A 16,255-nucleotide genomic window follows, 5' to 3' on the forward strand; every position below is an offset into this window, starting at 1 on the left:
GATTTTAGCGTTCGACAACCTCCACGTCTTTGTTTTCCAGCACGGCAAATTTTTCGATATTGAAACCCTGCGGATTGTTGTCTGAACGGACGGAGTTCACGAGATAGCAGGAGGTCACAAGGCTGCGCTTGGTAAGGTTGCTTGAACGGATGATAAATTGTTTTGCGTAGGTACGCACGGCATAAGGATAGGTGTCGAAGTTGCAGACCACACTGTCCACTTCGATACGTTGCTGTACGTTGCCCGAAATAATGCGGTTGAAGTAACCCTTTTCCGAAAGGTCTTTGTAATAATCAAAGGCACTTTTGTCGGCAAGGTTGAACGCCCGCTTCATATTGCTTTCGATGGCATTCTTATCCGGTGCGAGCGTAAAGAATAGTTCATGGAAACGCCTTACGTGTTCACGGGCTTCCACGGGGCGGTTAATGCTTGCATCCTGTGATAAAGCGAGCATCAACGATTTGCCGTTATCCAGTACATAAATCTTTTGCCGTTGTAACTCCGCAAAGCGGTAAGACTGCCAAACGGCATATCCTACCACACTGATGCAGAGAATGGCAAAAACAATAGCATACAGTCTTATCTGTCTAAAACTGTTTTCGATGTTTCTTAATGTTTTAAATTCCATTTTTAGATGATTAAATTATTTGTTCAATAACCTGCCGCCGATGTTGCCTACTGCGGCTCCGGTTCCGGCTCCGGCAAGGTTTCCGGTTTTTGCAGCCGTGGAGTTCACGTTACGCATGAAGTTTCCTGCACCCCCAGCCTGAATTACCCAGCCCGCTACGGTTGGGATAGTGAAATAGCCCACTATGCCAATCAGCATGAAAATGATATACACGGTATTGGAGGTGTCGGGGATATAAGTAGGGTCTGCCAGCATTGCAATGTCCCGTTCCAGTATGAGCGATTGTATTTTCGCCAGTATGGAACTGAACATATCGGATATGGGCAGCCACAGGTACACACTGATGTATCGGGTCAGCCATTGCGTAAGCGTGGACTGAAAACCGTCCCATACGCTTATCGCAAATGCTATCGGCCCGAGTATGGACAGCACGATGAGGAAGAACGTTCGTATCGTGTCTATGACCAGTGCCGCCGCCTGAAAGAGTATTTCCAGCAGGTCACGAAACCATTCCTTTAGGGCTTTCTCCATCTTGTATGCCCCTCTGTCCATATACATACCCGCCATAGTTGCCAAATCGGAGGGCGACCATCCGAGTTCATCCAGCTTCTTATCAAACTCCTCATCGCTCACGAGGTAAGCGGTTTCGGGATTGCGTACCATAGCTTCGTATTCCAGTTTGTCTTTTTGCTGTTGCAACTTGTTCAGGTCAAGTACCTGACCTTCGAGCATGGAGTGTGTGCCTTTTACCACGGGCGACATTACCGCATTGATAGTCCCCAAAACCATCGTAGGAAAAAACATAATGCAAAGCCCTATGGCGAACGGACGGAGCAAAGGGAATACGTCTATGGGTTCCGCACGGCTTAACGCCTGCCAGACTTTGAGGGCAACATAAAACAGTGCGCCCAATCCGGCGATGCCTTTTGCTATCGCAGCCATATCCGCCGTTAAAGGCATCATTTCATCATACAGGCTGCGCAGCATTTCGTGAAGATTATTCCATTCCATAGCTTACCAGTATTTTTGTTCTGCGGTTCCGTACAATTCCAATACTCTTTTGGTATCGCTCTTCTTTTTAGCCCTTAAAATGCTTACGGAGATATTTTTATTGGTGTAATAGCGTACAAGGCTGTGATAGTCCTTCACCTCCTTATAAACCTTGTCTATTACATCCATGCGCTCCTTATCATTTAAGGACAGCCCGGTGTTGGTAACAATCTGTTTGAGTTCTTTCAACAACTCTGTGCTTTCATTCAGTAGCTTGGAATAGCCAAAGGCGATTGCCGTCAATTCCTGCGGGGTGAAATTGGGGTCGTTCATCATCTTGCCGAAGTTCTTCACGTACATTTCGGACACATCGCCCACCAGCAAAACAGTTTGCTGTACCTTGCGGGCATCTTTAACCAGGTTGTTGACCGCTTTCAGTTTGTCGTAATACTCTTTGCCTTGGTCATACACCTTTTTCACCTCGTTGAAATTCTTAACCACGTTGCTCACAGTGGAGGACGTTTGAACGATTTCGTTTGCACTGTTGAGGATGCCGGAAATAAGGTTTCCGGGGTCAGTTACTACAAACTGCGCTTTAGCGGATGGTGCAGCGGCAAGCATAAATGCCGTACACACCAGTAACATTGCTTTTTTCATTGTTTCTGATTTTAAAAAATTAATAATTGCTTGATTTTCTCTTTGCCCTGTTTGGGTGGGCTGTCTTACATTTTGCGCCCCATTTTCTTAATGGGTTCAGGCGTTCTTTTCTGTTGCAGGTCATTAAGCCGTGTAAAAAAATCCTGCAAACTTTGAGGCTGTGTTGCAGATACTTCTTTACATAGTTTTGCAAAATCCTGTTCCTCTTTGTTGGCGGGGTCGGCTTCAAATACTAAAGCCTTGTTGCTGCCAATGGGTAGTGTGATTTTCTCCTTTTCCACTTGTCTTGCTTTTTTAATGATTAGAAATTGTTTGCTTTTTCACGTCTTTGAAGTGCAATGCGCTTAATGGCTTGCTCCACATTGCCGCCCAATTCGTGAGCGAGCTGCATCACTTCCAGTTTTTCGGTTTCTTCGGTGGTGTATGCGAGATATTCTTCGAGCGATACCTCTGTGGCATATACGGCGGAGTGCGTACCACCTAACCCAATCCAAACCTCTTTGTAAAGGCGGCTTGGGTCATTGTTCATGTTGATAGAAAGTACCTGTCCTTTCTCTTTGTCCGTAAGCCCCAACATCGCTTGGATGTCGTCAAACTTGTTCATGTACTTACGCTGGTCAAGCAGGATTTTACAGTCGGAGTTATTGATGATACTTTCTTTCACAATGGGCGATTGGATGATGTCGTCCACTTCCTGCGTTACGACTATCGCCTCACCGAAGAATTTCCTCACGGTCTTGAACAAATACTTAATGTATTCCGCCATGCCCTCTTTCGCTATCGCCTTCCACGCTTCTTCAATCAGTATCAGCTTACGCACACCTTTTAGCCTGCGCATCTTGTTGATGAAAACCTCCATGATAATGATGGTGACAATGGGAAACAGTATCTTGTGGTCTTTTATCGCATCAATTTCAAACACGATAAAGCGTTTGGAAAGCAGGTCTAATTGCTTGTCGGAGTTCAGCAAGTAATCATATTCCCCGCCTTTGTAATAAGGTTCCAGCACGTTCAGGAAGTTGGCAAGGTCAAAGTCTTTTTCCCTTACCTGCTTTTCTTCGATAACCTTGCGGTAGTCGCCTTTCACATACTCATAAAAACCATTGAACGAGGGATAGGCATCATCCTGTTTGATGTGTTCGATGTAACCCGAAACAGCATTGGACAACGCTACTTCTTCAGAGCGTTTGGGTGGCTCATCATCCCGCTTCCAAAGCGTGAGGATAAGCGTTTTGATACTTTCCCTTTTTTCTATATCAAACACGCCGTCATCGGTATAAAAGGGATTGAACGCAATCGGGTTGTCTTCTGTGTAAGTGAAATAAACACCGTCTTCACCTCTGGTCTTTCCTTTAATCAGTTCACACAATCCCTGATACGAGTTACCCGTATCCACCAGCAGTACGTGTGCGCCCTGTTCAAAATATTGACGTACCATGTGGTTGGTGAAAAAAGACTTACCCGAACCTGATGGCCCCAAAATGAATTTGTTGCGGTTCGTGATGATACCTTTTTTCATGGGCAAATCGGAAATATCCAAATGGATAGGTTTGCCCGTAAGCCTGTCTGCCATCTTGATACCAAAGGGCGATGGCGAACTTTGGTAATTGGTTTCTTCGGTGAAGAAGCACAGTGCAGGTTCTATGAACGTGTAAAAACTTTCTTCGCTCGGAAAGTCGCCCGCATTGCCCGGCATAGCCGCCCAATACAGCGTGGCAACGTCCACAGTATTGTGGCGTGGCTTGCATTCCATCAAAGCCAGTGCGCTACCTGTATCGTTCTTTAGCTGTTTGAGTTCGTTCGGCTCATCCGACCATGCCATGATGTTGAAGTGCGCACGGATAGAAGAAAGCCCGAAGCTGTGCGCTTCGTTCAGGTACTTTTCAATCCACTCTTTGTTGATTTGGTTAGCCCTGCTGTACCTTGCCAGCGAGTGCATATTTCGGGCAGACTTTTCAAACTTGCGCAGGTTCTCATCGCTGTTGTCCAAAAACAAATACTGGTTGTAAATGTGGTTGCAGGAAAGAAGCAGACCCACCGGAGCAGCAAAGGACAAAAGGCAATCACTTCTGTCAGTAGATAGCTTTTCATACCTCGTGTTTGCCGATACCGTTCCGGGCAAATCGTCCGTGTCTGAAAGTGTATGCAGGCACAGCCTTTTGTTACCGATGCGTACATCCTCACTTCCCAAAGCGATGTCCTGCATGGGCGTTGCGGCTTCCCTTGACAGGGTAAAATATTGCTCCAATAAACCCTGCGTGTTGTCCGTACCGATGATGTCGTCTTCTGTAAGGCGTTCCAGCTTCACAAACCCGCTATCGTTCATGATGCGCTCAAACTGTGCCACCGCTTCCATGAACCTGCGAACGGTTTCCTTATCCCTTATTTCTTTCGGAATAAGTACACCTTTGCAAAGCGATGAGAAATTGCTTTGCATACGCATCCGGTCTTTGGTGGTCTTGGTAAGGAACAGGTAACAGTAATGATTGAGAAAAGGACGTTCGTTGAAATGCTGCTGGTAGGACTTTGCTAAAAAACTCAATCCGTCCTGTGCAATATCAGGGGCATAACTTTCTTTAATAAACCAATCCTGTTTGTGGATAATGGAGTAATCCGGCAAGGTCTTGATAGCCTTGTGCCATGCTGAATGGATAGCATCGTACTCCGGCGATGCTACCGTGAACAGTTCCGGCAGGTGAACCCGAAAGCAGGCGGTAATGTCCGCATCTTTGCTAACGATGCAGTTCTGTTCCACCGACAATAAGGGAAACTTGCTTTCCAGCGTTGTGGCTTTTGCTGTGTTTCTCATAAGGCATCGGATTTACGGGTGAACTTTACATAGCGGTGTACAGACTTGCGGCAGATGATATATTTCGGATGCCTTTTCTTTGCACCCAGCTTCATCAATCCGTGTTCACCGTACTTACCGTTTAATGCGAATGTTTGCCACACAATGAGCGATGCACCACCTGCACCGATGAACAGGCAGAGGTATGAGTTTGCGCCTGCCATGTACATAATCATCACGAGGATGAGTACACCGAGCAAGCCGCCTGCGAAAATGAACAGGTACTGTGCTTTCAAACCTCTGAACTCAACTGTCCTGCCGATACCTTTGTTAATGTTGTAATTACTCATGGGCATCGGTTTACAGGAAGAATGAACGAAGAATGGTAGCAGCTACAATCAAGAAGATACACGCACCGAACCAGCTCGCCGCTGTCTTCGAGGTGTCCGGGTCGCCACTGCTGAATTTGTTGTAAACTTTCACACCTCCGATTAACCCAACCACAGCCCCAATCGCATAAATCAGTTTGGTTGCAGGGTCGAAATAAGACGTTACCATTTGCGTAGCCTCCTGAATACCAGCCGAGCCGTTCCCTTGTGCAAACACACCAAATGCCGTCAGTAGCAGAGTGCTTGTCAGCAATACTTTTTTGCTTTGTTTTTCCATAATTTGAATGAATTATTTTGTTACACGTTCCCGCCCCATGCGGGCTTTCGGGACAAAAGTGTCAGGAAAAACAAGGCACAATAACGATGTGTCTTTCAGTGGAATTACTTGGCAGTGAATGGCGTTGCAGCCCGGTTCAGGACAATAAAAAAACGCCAAAACAAAATCGTTTTGACGTTTCATAAATTTGATTTAGATGCTACATTTTTCGCCCTTTTCGTTGTTGCGGTTTGGGTATTTCGGGCTTCACATTTGCAGCCTTTTCTTCACGTACTTTAACTACCCAATCAATATAGGATTTTGCATCTTCCATGTTGTGCGGAAAGGATTTTTTACCTCCTGATAACTTGCTATCGTCAAGACCGACAATATATCCATAGTTAGGAAATTCGTTTGAACGGTAAACAATAATGAGATTGTTTACATCCTTTTCAGCAACATTGTTTTTGTGGCTGGCGATTGTATATCCCCGGTATTCCTCGAATACATAGTCAGGGTCATTCTTTGAATTAATCATAGCTGCGATATTTTAAAATGAATGTTTCTATTACCATGTTAAAAAACAAAGGGAAGCTGTCTTATCAGACAAACTCCCCAATGTCGAAACCCTCTACACTACTTTTCCGCTCATCGAAAGAACCGAAATCCGTTCCGGCAGGGAGGCTTCTATCCAACAACTCTGCAATCTTTCGTGAAGCCCCTGCTATGGAGTTTTCGAGCAGACTAAACAATTCGGTTCCCTGCATTCGCTGAACGATGTCCACCGCTTTTTGTTGAGAGGCAGCTTCCAGTACATCCTGCTGAAGCAATGCCCCCACGGTTGTCAGTTCCTCGTAGGTAACCCCTGTGGCAAACCCATTGTCGCTGTTCGGCAATCCCTGTTCTTCCCACTCCTCGTCCTCATTCTCAAAATCGGAAACAGGCACACTCCCAAAAACATCATCCAATTCCTCCGGCGGAATTTCCCTCGCAAAACCTGTTTCGTGGGTTTCTGTTTCAAAATTATCGGGTATATCTTCCTGTTTTTCTTTTTGGCGTTGTGTGGCAGTAGTTGGCACTCGGTGTCGTTCTATGGGCTTCGGCTTGCCCATTATTTCCGGTAAATCACGATTGGTCGCAGGCTGCTGTTGTTTGCTTTTCACGACTTTTTTAATGATGATTTTGTCTTTTGCCAGCAGCACAATAACAATGAGCAAACAGATGACAATTATAATTTCCATGACTATAAAATAGGTTTATACTTTTCGTTAAAACTCTTGGTGATGTCTTCGCCAAATTCCTGAAAATGGTATTCCAGCAGATTATCGAGGTAGGCGTATATGGTTATCTTATCCTCACCGATGACCTGCACGATACGGGTCAGCTTTTCGTGAAAATCGGGACGTATGTACACCGACTTTCCGTAGCGGGCATTTGTTTCCGCTCTTTTGAAAAACAGCTTTTCATAATCTGCTTCACTGGCTTTTTTAGAACGGCTCTTTTCCCTGCTCACGGGCTTGTCCGGCTCTTTCTCCGGTTCCTGTTTTTGGGACGGTTCAGGCGTTACATTCAAACCCTCCTTTTTTACACCATCGGCGATAATGTTCATCAAAAATTCTTCGTCTATCTCCGGCTGGTTTTTCTTCTTATTTTCCATAGGGCTTACAGTTTCACGGTTCTTAAAAACTCGTCCATAAACAAGTCCAGTCGGCAGGCGTTCATCAATCGTTCATCGGCGGGCAGTAAGGTGGAACGGAAGACCGTTTTTGCATCGGCTTCGCCCTCTTTGCGAAAACGCTTACTATCCGTGATACGGGTACGCATAAGGTGAATACCTAAGCTGTTGATTAAGTCCTCATAAACGCTGTACAATGCGGTTCTTTCCCTTCCGTCCACTTGGTTCCAAAACAGATTAATGCTTTGAATAGAAGTTGCGCCCTGCTTTCTTACCACATCGTTGAGGACTTGTGTAAAAATCAATGTGCTTTCCATCACTACACGGTCGGCTATGATTGGTGTAAAGATGTGGTGCATCCCAGCCAGCGTTTTCAATATCCCTGCGGAATTAACCGTACCGGGCAGGTCGAAGAAAACCACGTCCACAGCAACAGTAGTCGATTGCAGGAATTGCTCTACTTTATCCAGTACACCGTCTGCCCGATGCTGCATAACGGGATAGGCTTTTTTGTTGATACTTGTAAACTGCTTATGAGCCAGTTTTTTGTACACCTCATTACCCATAATGCTGCTCATATCTCTTGCCCTCATCTGCATAAGGCTGTGTTGCGGAAAGTCGCAGTCGAAGACGGCAACATTATAGCCCAGCCGATAATGAAGAAGACTTGCTACCAGCGTGGTAAAAGTGCTTTTTCCTACACCTCCTTTTTGAGAGGAAAAGGCGATAAACAATGGTTGTTTCTTTGTGTCCATGTGCATAATTGTTTTTAATTATCTACTTATCTATTTATACATCGCTATACCTGTATAGCTGTTTATTCATTTATGTGCAATGGTGCAAAAGCACATTCGCACATTGTTATTTGCAGGTTGTTGTATGCGAATATTTTTAACTGTATTGCGATAAATGCAACTGCGCTTTTTTACTTGTGTATCTGTATAACTGCTTACTGCATTCAATACAGGCTTGCCCACTTGCATACAACATTATTTACCTGATTGCCTGCCTGTGTATTTGCGTAGCTACGCAGCTACGTTGTTACATACTTACACAGGCAATCGCAAATGCTTACACAAAGAAATGCAGGGATATACCTGCTTTAGTAAACCTGTCCTGTATTGGCGTTCTGTGGCAGTGTTTGGCAGTGTACTACACTGCAATGCTTCGGGAAAGCTGCGCTTATTTTGTATTGGCTTCAATACAAAGAGTGAATGGAGAAATCATTTCAGATAAAAGGTAACAGGTGGAACGGCTACAAGCCGTTTTTTTCTGCTTTATCTAATCCGTCCCGCAGGGCGGATTTTCCTTTCACCCGAAAGGAGCAAGTTATGTTTTTAGCTGCTCGAAATACTTTCCGCAGCTAAAAACAACTTGCCCTTAGCAGGGGGCTGGAAAACGCACTCCGAAGTCGTGGTTTATGATAATTATAATGGATTGAGATATGGAAGACAGTAAAAGAAATCAAATAAGCAAGGTGGGTCGCAAGCCTAAAAATGACCCGGCGACACACCGTTATTCGATTAGTTTGAACGACACGGAAAATGCACAATTCCTGACGTTGTTTGAGCAATCGGGTATGAAAGTAATGGCACATTTTATTACTGCCTGCATCTTTCAGAAAACTATAAAGACCGTAAAAATTAATATGGATGCTGTGGATTTTCATACAAGGCTTACCAATTTTTACAGCCAGTTCAGAGCCGTTGGTGTGAACTATAATCAAATCGTGAAAATATTATACCGCAATTTCTCGGAAAAAAAGGCATCGGCTTACCTCTTTAAACTGGAAAAACAGACCGCAGAAATGGCTGCCCTGTGCCACAAAGTGATTGAATTAACAGCAGAGTTTGAAAAAGAACACCTGCAAAAAGACAGATAGCATGATAGCGAAGATTGGTAAAGGTGAGAATTTATACGGTGCAATTTCTTACAATCAAAAAAAGATTGACAGCGAAAACGGACAGGTTTTGTTATTGAACAAGATACCCGAAACGCTGGATAATACTTATTCGGCTAATTATCTGCACCAGTGTTTTGAACCTTATTTGTCTGCCAATATCAGGACAGAAAAGCCAGTGCGCCATATATCGCTGAACCCTGACCCAAAGGACAAGGTGAGCGATGCACAGTTTGTAGAAATGGCTCATGAGTACATGGAACGTATGGGATATGGCAAACAGCCCTATATTGTTTTTAAGCATACCGATATTGAACGCACCCACATCCATATCGTAACGGTTTGTGTAGGCATTGATGGCAAAAAGATAAGCGACAGTTACGACCATCCGCAGTCAATGGCAATTTGCAGGGATTTAGAGCAGAAGTATAATCTAACGCCCGCCACAGAAAAACAGCGCACTGGCGATGAGCAGGCATTTCGTCCGGTGGATTACAGAGCCGGAGATATTAAGAGCCAAATCGCATCGGTGGTGAGATACCTGCCGAAGTATTACCAATACCAAAGCATCGGGGCTTACAATGCTTTGCTTTCACTTTTCAATGTTACGGCAGAAGAAGTAAAAGGCGAACTGCACGGACAGCCCAAAAACGGGCTGGTGTATTTCGCCCTGAACGAGCAAGGAGAAAAAGCAAGCAATCCTTTTAAGGCTTCACGCTTTGGCAAACACGCAGGATTGGACGATCTGCAAAAGCATTTTGCAGATGCTAAGGAAAAAATGAAAATCAACCCTGCGAGAGCCGTCCTCAAAAATACAATTGAAGCAGCCATGCACACTGCCACCAATGAAACGGATTTTAAAAAGCAACTGACGGAGCAAGGTATCAATACCGTTGTACGCCGCAATGATGAGGGACGCATTTATGGTATGACATTTATAGACCACGAAAGCCGTAGTGTGTGGAACGGTTCAGCTTTAGACAAAAAACTATCTGCAAATGTCTTTAATGACTGGTGGAAAGAGGAAGCCATTGCCCAACGCCAACACACAGAACAGACAAGCAACACAGATTTACCCGCAACCGGAAAACCTAATGCTGATGAAAAGGAAGAAACACATGGGCTTTTCGATTTCCTTAATAAAGAGCAACTGACCGATGATTTTGGATTGATAGAAGGCTTGGGCGGTCTATTGCCCGAAGCACAGGGCGAGGATTACGAGGAACAGGCATTTGCCGACCGGATGAAGAAAAAGAAAAAAAGACGGGGAAGACAACGATAAAATATCCTTTAACCCACAAAGACCAGGATTAGCATCTTGGTCTTTGTGGGTTTCACAATTAATGCCAAACACTGCCACAAAAAGCCATCTTACACCGCTTTCCATAGGCGCATGCCCATAGCGGCTACACTTGCATCAAAACAAATTTTTGAACTATGCAAGGAGAAGATGATTTAAGAGGGCTTGCCAAAATAATGGCATTTATGAGGGCAGTAAGCATCATTGTTGTATTGATGCACTTCTATTGGTTTTGCTTCGGGTTCTTTGCCCAACGTGGCTGGACACTCGAAATTATAGCCAAGATACTGACCAATTTCAACCGTACCGCAGGGCTGTTTTCAAACACACTGTACACTAAGATTTTCGCTTTAGTCCTGTTAGCGTTAAGCTGCCTCGGAACTAAGGGGGTAAAGAATGAAAAGATAACATGGCGAAAGATTTACCTTGCCTTAGCTATCGGCTTTGTCCTGTTCTTCCTGAACACACCGCTTTTAAAACTGTCCGCAGGGATTGCTACTTTACTTTATATCCTCACCACCTCGTTAGGCTATATCGCTTTAATGATGGCGGGTGTATGGATGAGCCGTTTGTTGCGCAACAACCTGATGGATGATGTTTTCAATAATGAGAACGAAAGTTTCCAGCAGGAAACAAAGTGCATCGAAAATGAATATTCGGTAAACCTCCCTACCAAGTTTTATTACAAAGGGAAATGGAACAACGGTTGGGTTAATGTTGTCAATCCTTTTCGTGCCTCAATCGTGCTGGGTACTCCGGGCAGTGGAAAATCGTATGCCATCGTAAACAACTATATCAAGCAGCACATCGAGAAAGGTTTTAGTATGTACATCTACGATTTCAAGTTTGATGACCTCTCTACGATTGCCTACAACCATTTACTGAAGCATACCGATAAGTATAAGGTAAAGCCCCAATTCTTTGTCATAAACTTTGACGACCCACGCCGGAGCCACCGATGCAATCCACTCAATCCTGCTTTTATGACGGACATATCCGATGCCTACGAAGCCGCTTATACCATCATGCTGAATTTAAACAAGTCGTGGATTACGAAGCAAGGGGATTTTTTCGTGGAAAGTCCAATTATCCTGCTGGCAGCCATCATTTGGTATCTGAAAATTTATGAGAATGGCAAATATTGTACGTTCCCTCACGCCATAGAACTACTGAACAAAAAATACGCTGATGTATTCACGATACTTACTTCATATCCCGAACTGGAAAATTATTTATCTCCCTTCATGGATGCTTGGCTCGGCGGCGCACAAGACCAGTTACAGGGACAAATTGCATCGGCAAAAATTCCATTGTCAAGAATGATAAGCCCGCAGTTGTATTGGGTGATGACAGGCGATGATTTTTCATTGGATATTAATAATCCAAAAGAGCCAAAGATTTTATGCGTGGGTAATAATCCTGACCGACAAAATATTTACTCCGCAGCTTTAGGTTTATACAATTCACGCATTGTAAAACTTATCAATAAAAAGGGACAGTTAAAGAGTTCTGTTATCATTGATGAGTTGCCAACAATCTATTTTAGAGGACTGGACAACCTTATCGCTACTGCACGTAGTAATAAGGTTGCGGTTTGTTTGGGCTTTCAGGATTATTCTCAATTGACAAGGGATTACGGCGACAAGGAAAGTAAGGTAATCCAAAATACAGTTGGCAATATTTTCTCCGGTCAGGTGGTTGGCGAAACTTCTAAAAACCTTTCGGAGCGTTTCGGCAAGGTTTTGCAGAAACGCCAAAGCATGACCATTAATCGCAACGATAAATCCACTTCCATTTCCACCCAAATGGATAGCCTGATACCAGCCTCCAAAATTTCAACGCTTACACAGGGTATGTTTGTGGGTGCAGTATCGGATAACTTCGATGAACGCATCGAGCAAAAAATCTTTCACGCCGAAATTGTGGTAGACAATGAAAAGGTTGCCGCCGAAACCAAAGCCTACAAAAAGATACCGCAGATATTATCTTTTGTGGATGAAAGCGGAACCGACAATATGAAACAGGAAATTGAAAACAATTATCGTCAGATAAAAGCGGACATCCTGCATATCGTGGAAAGCGAAATGGAACGTATTAAGAACGACCCTGATTTACAGCATTTGATACAGCAGGGATAAGGTTATATTCTTGTCCATTGCACCCCTCTTTCAATATTTGTATATTTGGAATTTCTTTCAATAGACCTGCTTTTGACAAAGATGGTCAATAGTATCTCTGAAATTTCTCCAAAATTGAATTTTATTTTTGGCGCAAAAGAATTAGGACATGAAATTATTAGTTATTGAAGATGAAGTCCAATTGCTTCAGGATATTCAGGAATATTTTGAGCAGGACGATTTCTTGTGCGAGGGAGTTACCACTCGAAAAGAAGCTATTTATCGAATAGAAAGTTTTGATTATGACTGTATTATATTGGATATTAATTTACCCGATGGAAACGGACTTGAACTTTTAAAATATTTAAGGAGCGAGGGGAAAAGTGATGGTGTTATCATTATTTCTGCACGAAATTCTTTGGATGATAAAATCCAAGGGCTGGATTTTGGTGCAGATGACTATGTAACAAAACCCTTTCATCTTTCTGAACTCAATTCACGTGTCAGAGCCTTGTTGCGCAGAAAATATTCAGCAGGTGTAAATATAGTCGAATTGGGAGACCTTAAAATTAATCTCCAAGCCCGTACCGTTACTTTTGAAAACGCACAATTGCAGCTTACTAAAAACGAGTACGACTTGCTACTTTATTTATTGAACAATAAAAATAAGGTAATAAGCCGTCAAGCAATTGCCGAGCATATTTATGGCGATAGAACCGACAATATGCCCTCTTTTGATTTTGTTTATTCGCAGATTAAAAATTTAAAACGAAAGCTGAAAGATATTGGGTCAGAAATTCACGTTGAAACGATCTATGGACTTGGCTATAAAATTTCCCTATGAGCAAACGATTAATATCCCGTAATACAAGACTGCTATTGACATGGTTGCCCATAGTCCTCGGATTATGCTCCTGTATTTTCTATATCATGCTAAAAAAACATACAAACCATGCGCAAGGAAGGCTTCTACAATTAAAACAAGACAACATCCGCGAAGCATTTATCTCGTCGGGGGGTAAGTTGCCAAACTATATTTTAGGAGAATATCGTATCACGGAAAATTCCCAGCAGCCAACGATAAACACCACGCTTTTAAATGATACCATTATCTATTTCCCGGACAGAAAAGAAAGCAGACCGTTTAAGTCCTTAACCCAAAGTTTTCAATGGAATGGACAATCGTATGCACTCAGTACCTATGCTTCTGCCACAGAAATGTCCCATCTCATTTTAAAAGTATTCGTTACAGAAGCTATTATTCTCCTTTTACTAATGATAGCTATTGTACTTATAAATAAAATCAGTTCACGAAAACTTTGGAGACCCTTCTTTGATACAGTCGAGGTAGGCAGCCATTTTGATGTGGTTAAAAACAATCAAATTGAGTTGAAAAAAATAACCGGAACAACAGAATTTGACCAGTTGAACGAAATGCTCGGCGAACTTTTTACGAAAGTAAATGCAGCATATATCAATCAGAAACAGTTTGTAGAAAATGCCTCACACGAACTACAAACCCCTTTAGCCATTATCCGGACAAAGCTGGAACTTTTGATAAACCAGCCCAATATCACAGAAAAATCCGCCTTGCTTTTAGGTGATATTACCATTGCGGCAGACCGACTTAGTGAGATGAACAGAACCTTGTTGTTACTGTCAAAAATAGAAAACAATCAATTCCCCGAAATAGAAACGGTCAACGTAAGTGAAATTATCGAAAATACAATAGCGGATTATCTTCATTATAACAGCGAATGCGAATTGGTTTCCAGTTCAACAGAAAATCAAATAATAATAGTTGCCAATCGGTCACTAATAGAAATCTTGGTTTCCAATCTGGTTAACAATGCCATTGTGCATAACAACGAAACCAAACAAATAAGACTTAGTATAACTGGACAGTGTTTACAGATAGCCAATACAGGAGACCCTTTACTTATCCAGTCAGAAGAACTGTTCGAACGGTTTAAGAAAAGTTCGCACAAACAAAAGACAACCGGATTGGGACTTGCAATTGTCAAGCAGATTTGCCAGCTATATCAATTCAATATAAACCACAGTTATAAAGATGGTTGGCACCAGTTTGAAATAGTTTTTCCCGATAACAAAGGCTGACAAATTTTCTCCAAAATCACTTTTTAGTTTTGCCCTTATAAACATTAAAAGGTCAAAACGAAATGATTAAATGGTCAGTCTTTTTGAGCATCGCTTTTTTCTCCGGTACGGTAGTTACCTATGCCCAGAGCCCAGCGAAACTCAATATCAGCCTTAGAGAAGCGGTATCAAAAGCCGAGGAGAATTACCCACAACTTAAAGTGGTACGCTACGAAGCCGATGCAGCTTCAAAGCAGGTAGAAGTAGCCCGTTACAGTAAGCTTCCTACTATTGATGCTTCGCTTCAAAGTGGTCTTGCTACGGCAAATAATGTAACCGGGATGTTTTATCCCAATGGTCTGTTGCCTATTAGTGGCCCTCCTTCGTCAAGCAACTCGTATGACCCCACAGTGGGGAGTGCGGCAAGCTTACTGTTAAATTGGGATATAGTAACCTTCGGGAAAAAGAATGCACAAATCAACACAGCAATTGCAGAAGCAAAAGCCCAAAAAGCAAATTACGGGCAATTATTGTTTGAGCACAAGATAAAAGTAATCAGCACTTATCTTGACCTTTTACTTTCTTATGATTACTTACAGATTTATCAGAAAAATGTAGAAAGAACGAAAGTAAATCTTGACCAGAGCGAAGTCCTAAGCAAAAGCGGCATAAAGCCCGGCGTGGATACCGCACTGTTTTCGTCCGAATTGTCCAAATCAAAAGTAGTGTTGCAGAATGCAATCAAGGAGCAGCAGGTTCAGCAATTTTTATTGGCGAAGCTAATGGTTCTCGATGCAACTCCTGTTCCTGTTGATAGTGCTTTTATCTCCAATCTACCATTACCCGGAAATGGCAGCGGTTCTTTAGAAAATAACCCCACTATACGATATGCGGAAAGTGAGTTAGTCCTCAATAAAACTAAAGAGCAGGAGATAAAAAAATCTTTCCTTCCAAAATTGAGCCTTTGGAGTACAGCCTTTGCACGAGGTTCCGGTATCCATTATGACGGAAGTACGAACTTTTCCGATGGTTTTGCATTAAATCGGTTCAACTATGGTGTTGGCGTTCAACTCAGTTTCCCTATCATGAAATACGGCGAAAGTAGGAAACAGCTTCAGCAACAAAATCTGCTGACCGAAGCTTCCAAAGAAAAAATCAATGATAGTAAACTGACGGTAGAAACGCAATCCAAACTGGCAGACATTACGTTTGCAAACAGTATTTCAATAGCCAAAGAAACTGAACAGCAATTGAAATCTGCACAGTATGCCTTTTCCGCCATGCAGACACGGTACAAAACAGGGCTTGTCAATTACGCAGACCTTATACAAGCACATTACAATTTACTGAATGCCGAACTTGACAACAAAAAAGCCCATTGGGAAGCATGGAAAGCCCTGTTATATCAGGCAGCTGTATCGGGAGATGAAAATATTTTTATAAACGCTATACAATAAT

18 protein-coding genes are annotated in these 16,255 nt (G+C 42.9%); 6 read left to right on the forward strand and 12 right to left on the reverse strand.

Annotated elements, in window-relative coordinates:
• Positions 1 to 4: 4 nt before the first annotated feature.
• The 12 genes from traK to AC3QLY_RS08365 all read right to left on the reverse strand — a co-directional run bounded on the left by traK (position 5) and on the right by AC3QLY_RS08365 (position 8,138).
• Complete coding sequence (traK, locus tag AC3QLY_RS08310) at positions 5 to 628, reverse strand: conjugative transposon protein TraK (RefSeq protein ID WP_492989628.1); 624 nt, start codon at positions 626 to 628, stop codon at positions 5 to 7.
• Positions 629 to 643: 15 nt separating this feature from the next.
• Positions 644 to 1,639, reverse strand: a complete 996-nt coding sequence (gene traJ, locus AC3QLY_RS08315; RefSeq protein ID WP_492989629.1) for a conjugative transposon protein TraJ — start codon at positions 1,637 to 1,639, stop codon at positions 644 to 646.
• Between the two features lie 3 nt (positions 1,640 to 1,642).
• Positions 1,643 to 2,275, reverse strand: coding sequence for a DUF4141 domain-containing protein (locus AC3QLY_RS08320; protein ID WP_492989630.1), 633 nt, complete (start codon positions 2,273 to 2,275; stop codon positions 1,643 to 1,645).
• A 65-nt stretch (positions 2,276 to 2,340) separates the two neighbouring features.
• On the reverse strand, positions 2,341 to 2,556 hold the full coding sequence (locus tag AC3QLY_RS08325) for a hypothetical protein (RefSeq protein ID WP_492989631.1): 216 nt from the start codon (positions 2,554 to 2,556) through the stop codon (positions 2,341 to 2,343).
• A 20-nt stretch (positions 2,557 to 2,576) separates the two neighbouring features.
• Entirely contained in the window at positions 2,577 to 5,084 is a 2,508-nt protein-coding gene (locus tag AC3QLY_RS08330) for a TraG family conjugative transposon ATPase (protein WP_492989632.1), read from the reverse strand.
• Entirely contained in the window at positions 5,081 to 5,413 is a 333-nt protein-coding gene (locus AC3QLY_RS08335; protein WP_492989633.1) for a DUF4133 domain-containing protein, read from the reverse strand. Before AC3QLY_RS08335 ends, AC3QLY_RS08330 begins: the two co-directional genes overlap by 4 nt.
• 10 nt (positions 5,414 to 5,423) lie before the next feature.
• Complete coding sequence (locus AC3QLY_RS08340) at positions 5,424 to 5,729, reverse strand: DUF4134 domain-containing protein (RefSeq protein WP_492989634.1); 306 nt, start codon at positions 5,727 to 5,729, stop codon at positions 5,424 to 5,426.
• 12 nt (positions 5,730 to 5,741) lie between these two features.
• Complete coding sequence (locus tag AC3QLY_RS08345; protein WP_492989635.1) at positions 5,742 to 5,912, reverse strand: hypothetical protein; 171 nt, start codon at positions 5,910 to 5,912, stop codon at positions 5,742 to 5,744.
• A 16-nt stretch (positions 5,913 to 5,928) separates the two neighbouring features.
• Positions 5,929 to 6,246, reverse strand: a complete 318-nt coding sequence (locus AC3QLY_RS08350) for a hypothetical protein (protein ID WP_492989636.1) — start codon at positions 6,244 to 6,246, stop codon at positions 5,929 to 5,931.
• Between the two features lie 64 nt (positions 6,247 to 6,310).
• Complete coding sequence (locus AC3QLY_RS08355; protein WP_492989637.1) at positions 6,311 to 6,949, reverse strand: hypothetical protein; 639 nt, start codon at positions 6,947 to 6,949, stop codon at positions 6,311 to 6,313.
• 2 nt (positions 6,950 to 6,951) lie between these two features.
• Positions 6,952 to 7,365, reverse strand: a complete 414-nt coding sequence (locus tag AC3QLY_RS08360) for a DUF3408 domain-containing protein (protein ID WP_492989638.1) — start codon at positions 7,363 to 7,365, stop codon at positions 6,952 to 6,954.
• Between the two features lie 5 nt (positions 7,366 to 7,370).
• Positions 7,371 to 8,138, reverse strand: coding sequence for a ParA family protein (locus tag AC3QLY_RS08365; RefSeq protein WP_026773219.1), 768 nt, complete (start codon positions 8,136 to 8,138; stop codon positions 7,371 to 7,373).
• 689 nt (positions 8,139 to 8,827) lie between these two features.
• Here AC3QLY_RS08365 and mobA point away from each other — a divergent pair.
• The 6 genes from mobA to AC3QLY_RS08395 all read left to right on the forward strand — a co-directional run bounded on the left by mobA (position 8,828) and on the right by AC3QLY_RS08395 (position 16,254).
• Positions 8,828 to 9,265 (forward strand): conjugal transfer protein MobA, encoded by a 438-nt coding sequence (mobA, locus tag AC3QLY_RS08370; RefSeq protein ID WP_492989639.1) that lies wholly within the window; start codon positions 8,828 to 8,830, stop codon positions 9,263 to 9,265.
• On the forward strand, positions 9,234 to 10,565 hold the full coding sequence (gene mobB / locus AC3QLY_RS08375) for a conjugal transfer protein MobB (RefSeq protein WP_492989640.1): 1,332 nt from the start codon (positions 9,234 to 9,236) through the stop codon (positions 10,563 to 10,565). Before mobA ends, mobB begins: the two co-directional genes overlap by 32 nt.
• Before the next feature lie 155 nt (positions 10,566 to 10,720).
• Positions 10,721 to 12,721, forward strand: a complete 2,001-nt coding sequence (mobC, locus tag AC3QLY_RS08380) for a conjugal transfer protein MobC (RefSeq protein ID WP_492989641.1) — start codon at positions 10,721 to 10,723, stop codon at positions 12,719 to 12,721.
• Positions 12,722 to 12,869: 148 nt separating this feature from the next.
• Positions 12,870 to 13,544: a response regulator transcription factor gene (locus tag AC3QLY_RS08385; RefSeq protein WP_492989642.1), complete on the forward strand. Its 675-nt coding sequence runs from the start codon at positions 12,870 to 12,872 to the stop codon at positions 13,542 to 13,544.
• The gene (locus AC3QLY_RS08390) at positions 13,541 to 14,818 is read left to right on the forward strand and encodes a sensor histidine kinase (RefSeq protein WP_492989643.1); all 1,278 of its coding nucleotides are present in this window, start codon (positions 13,541 to 13,543) and stop codon (positions 14,816 to 14,818) included. Before AC3QLY_RS08385 ends, AC3QLY_RS08390 begins: the two co-directional genes overlap by 4 nt.
• 62 nt (positions 14,819 to 14,880) lie before the next feature.
• The gene (locus AC3QLY_RS08395) at positions 14,881 to 16,254 is read left to right on the forward strand and encodes a TolC family protein (RefSeq protein WP_492989644.1); all 1,374 of its coding nucleotides are present in this window, start codon (positions 14,881 to 14,883) and stop codon (positions 16,252 to 16,254) included.
• Position 16,255: the final 1 nt, after the last annotated feature.

Source organism: Hydrotalea sp. GW822-HT8A01 (genome assembly GCF_058798575.1).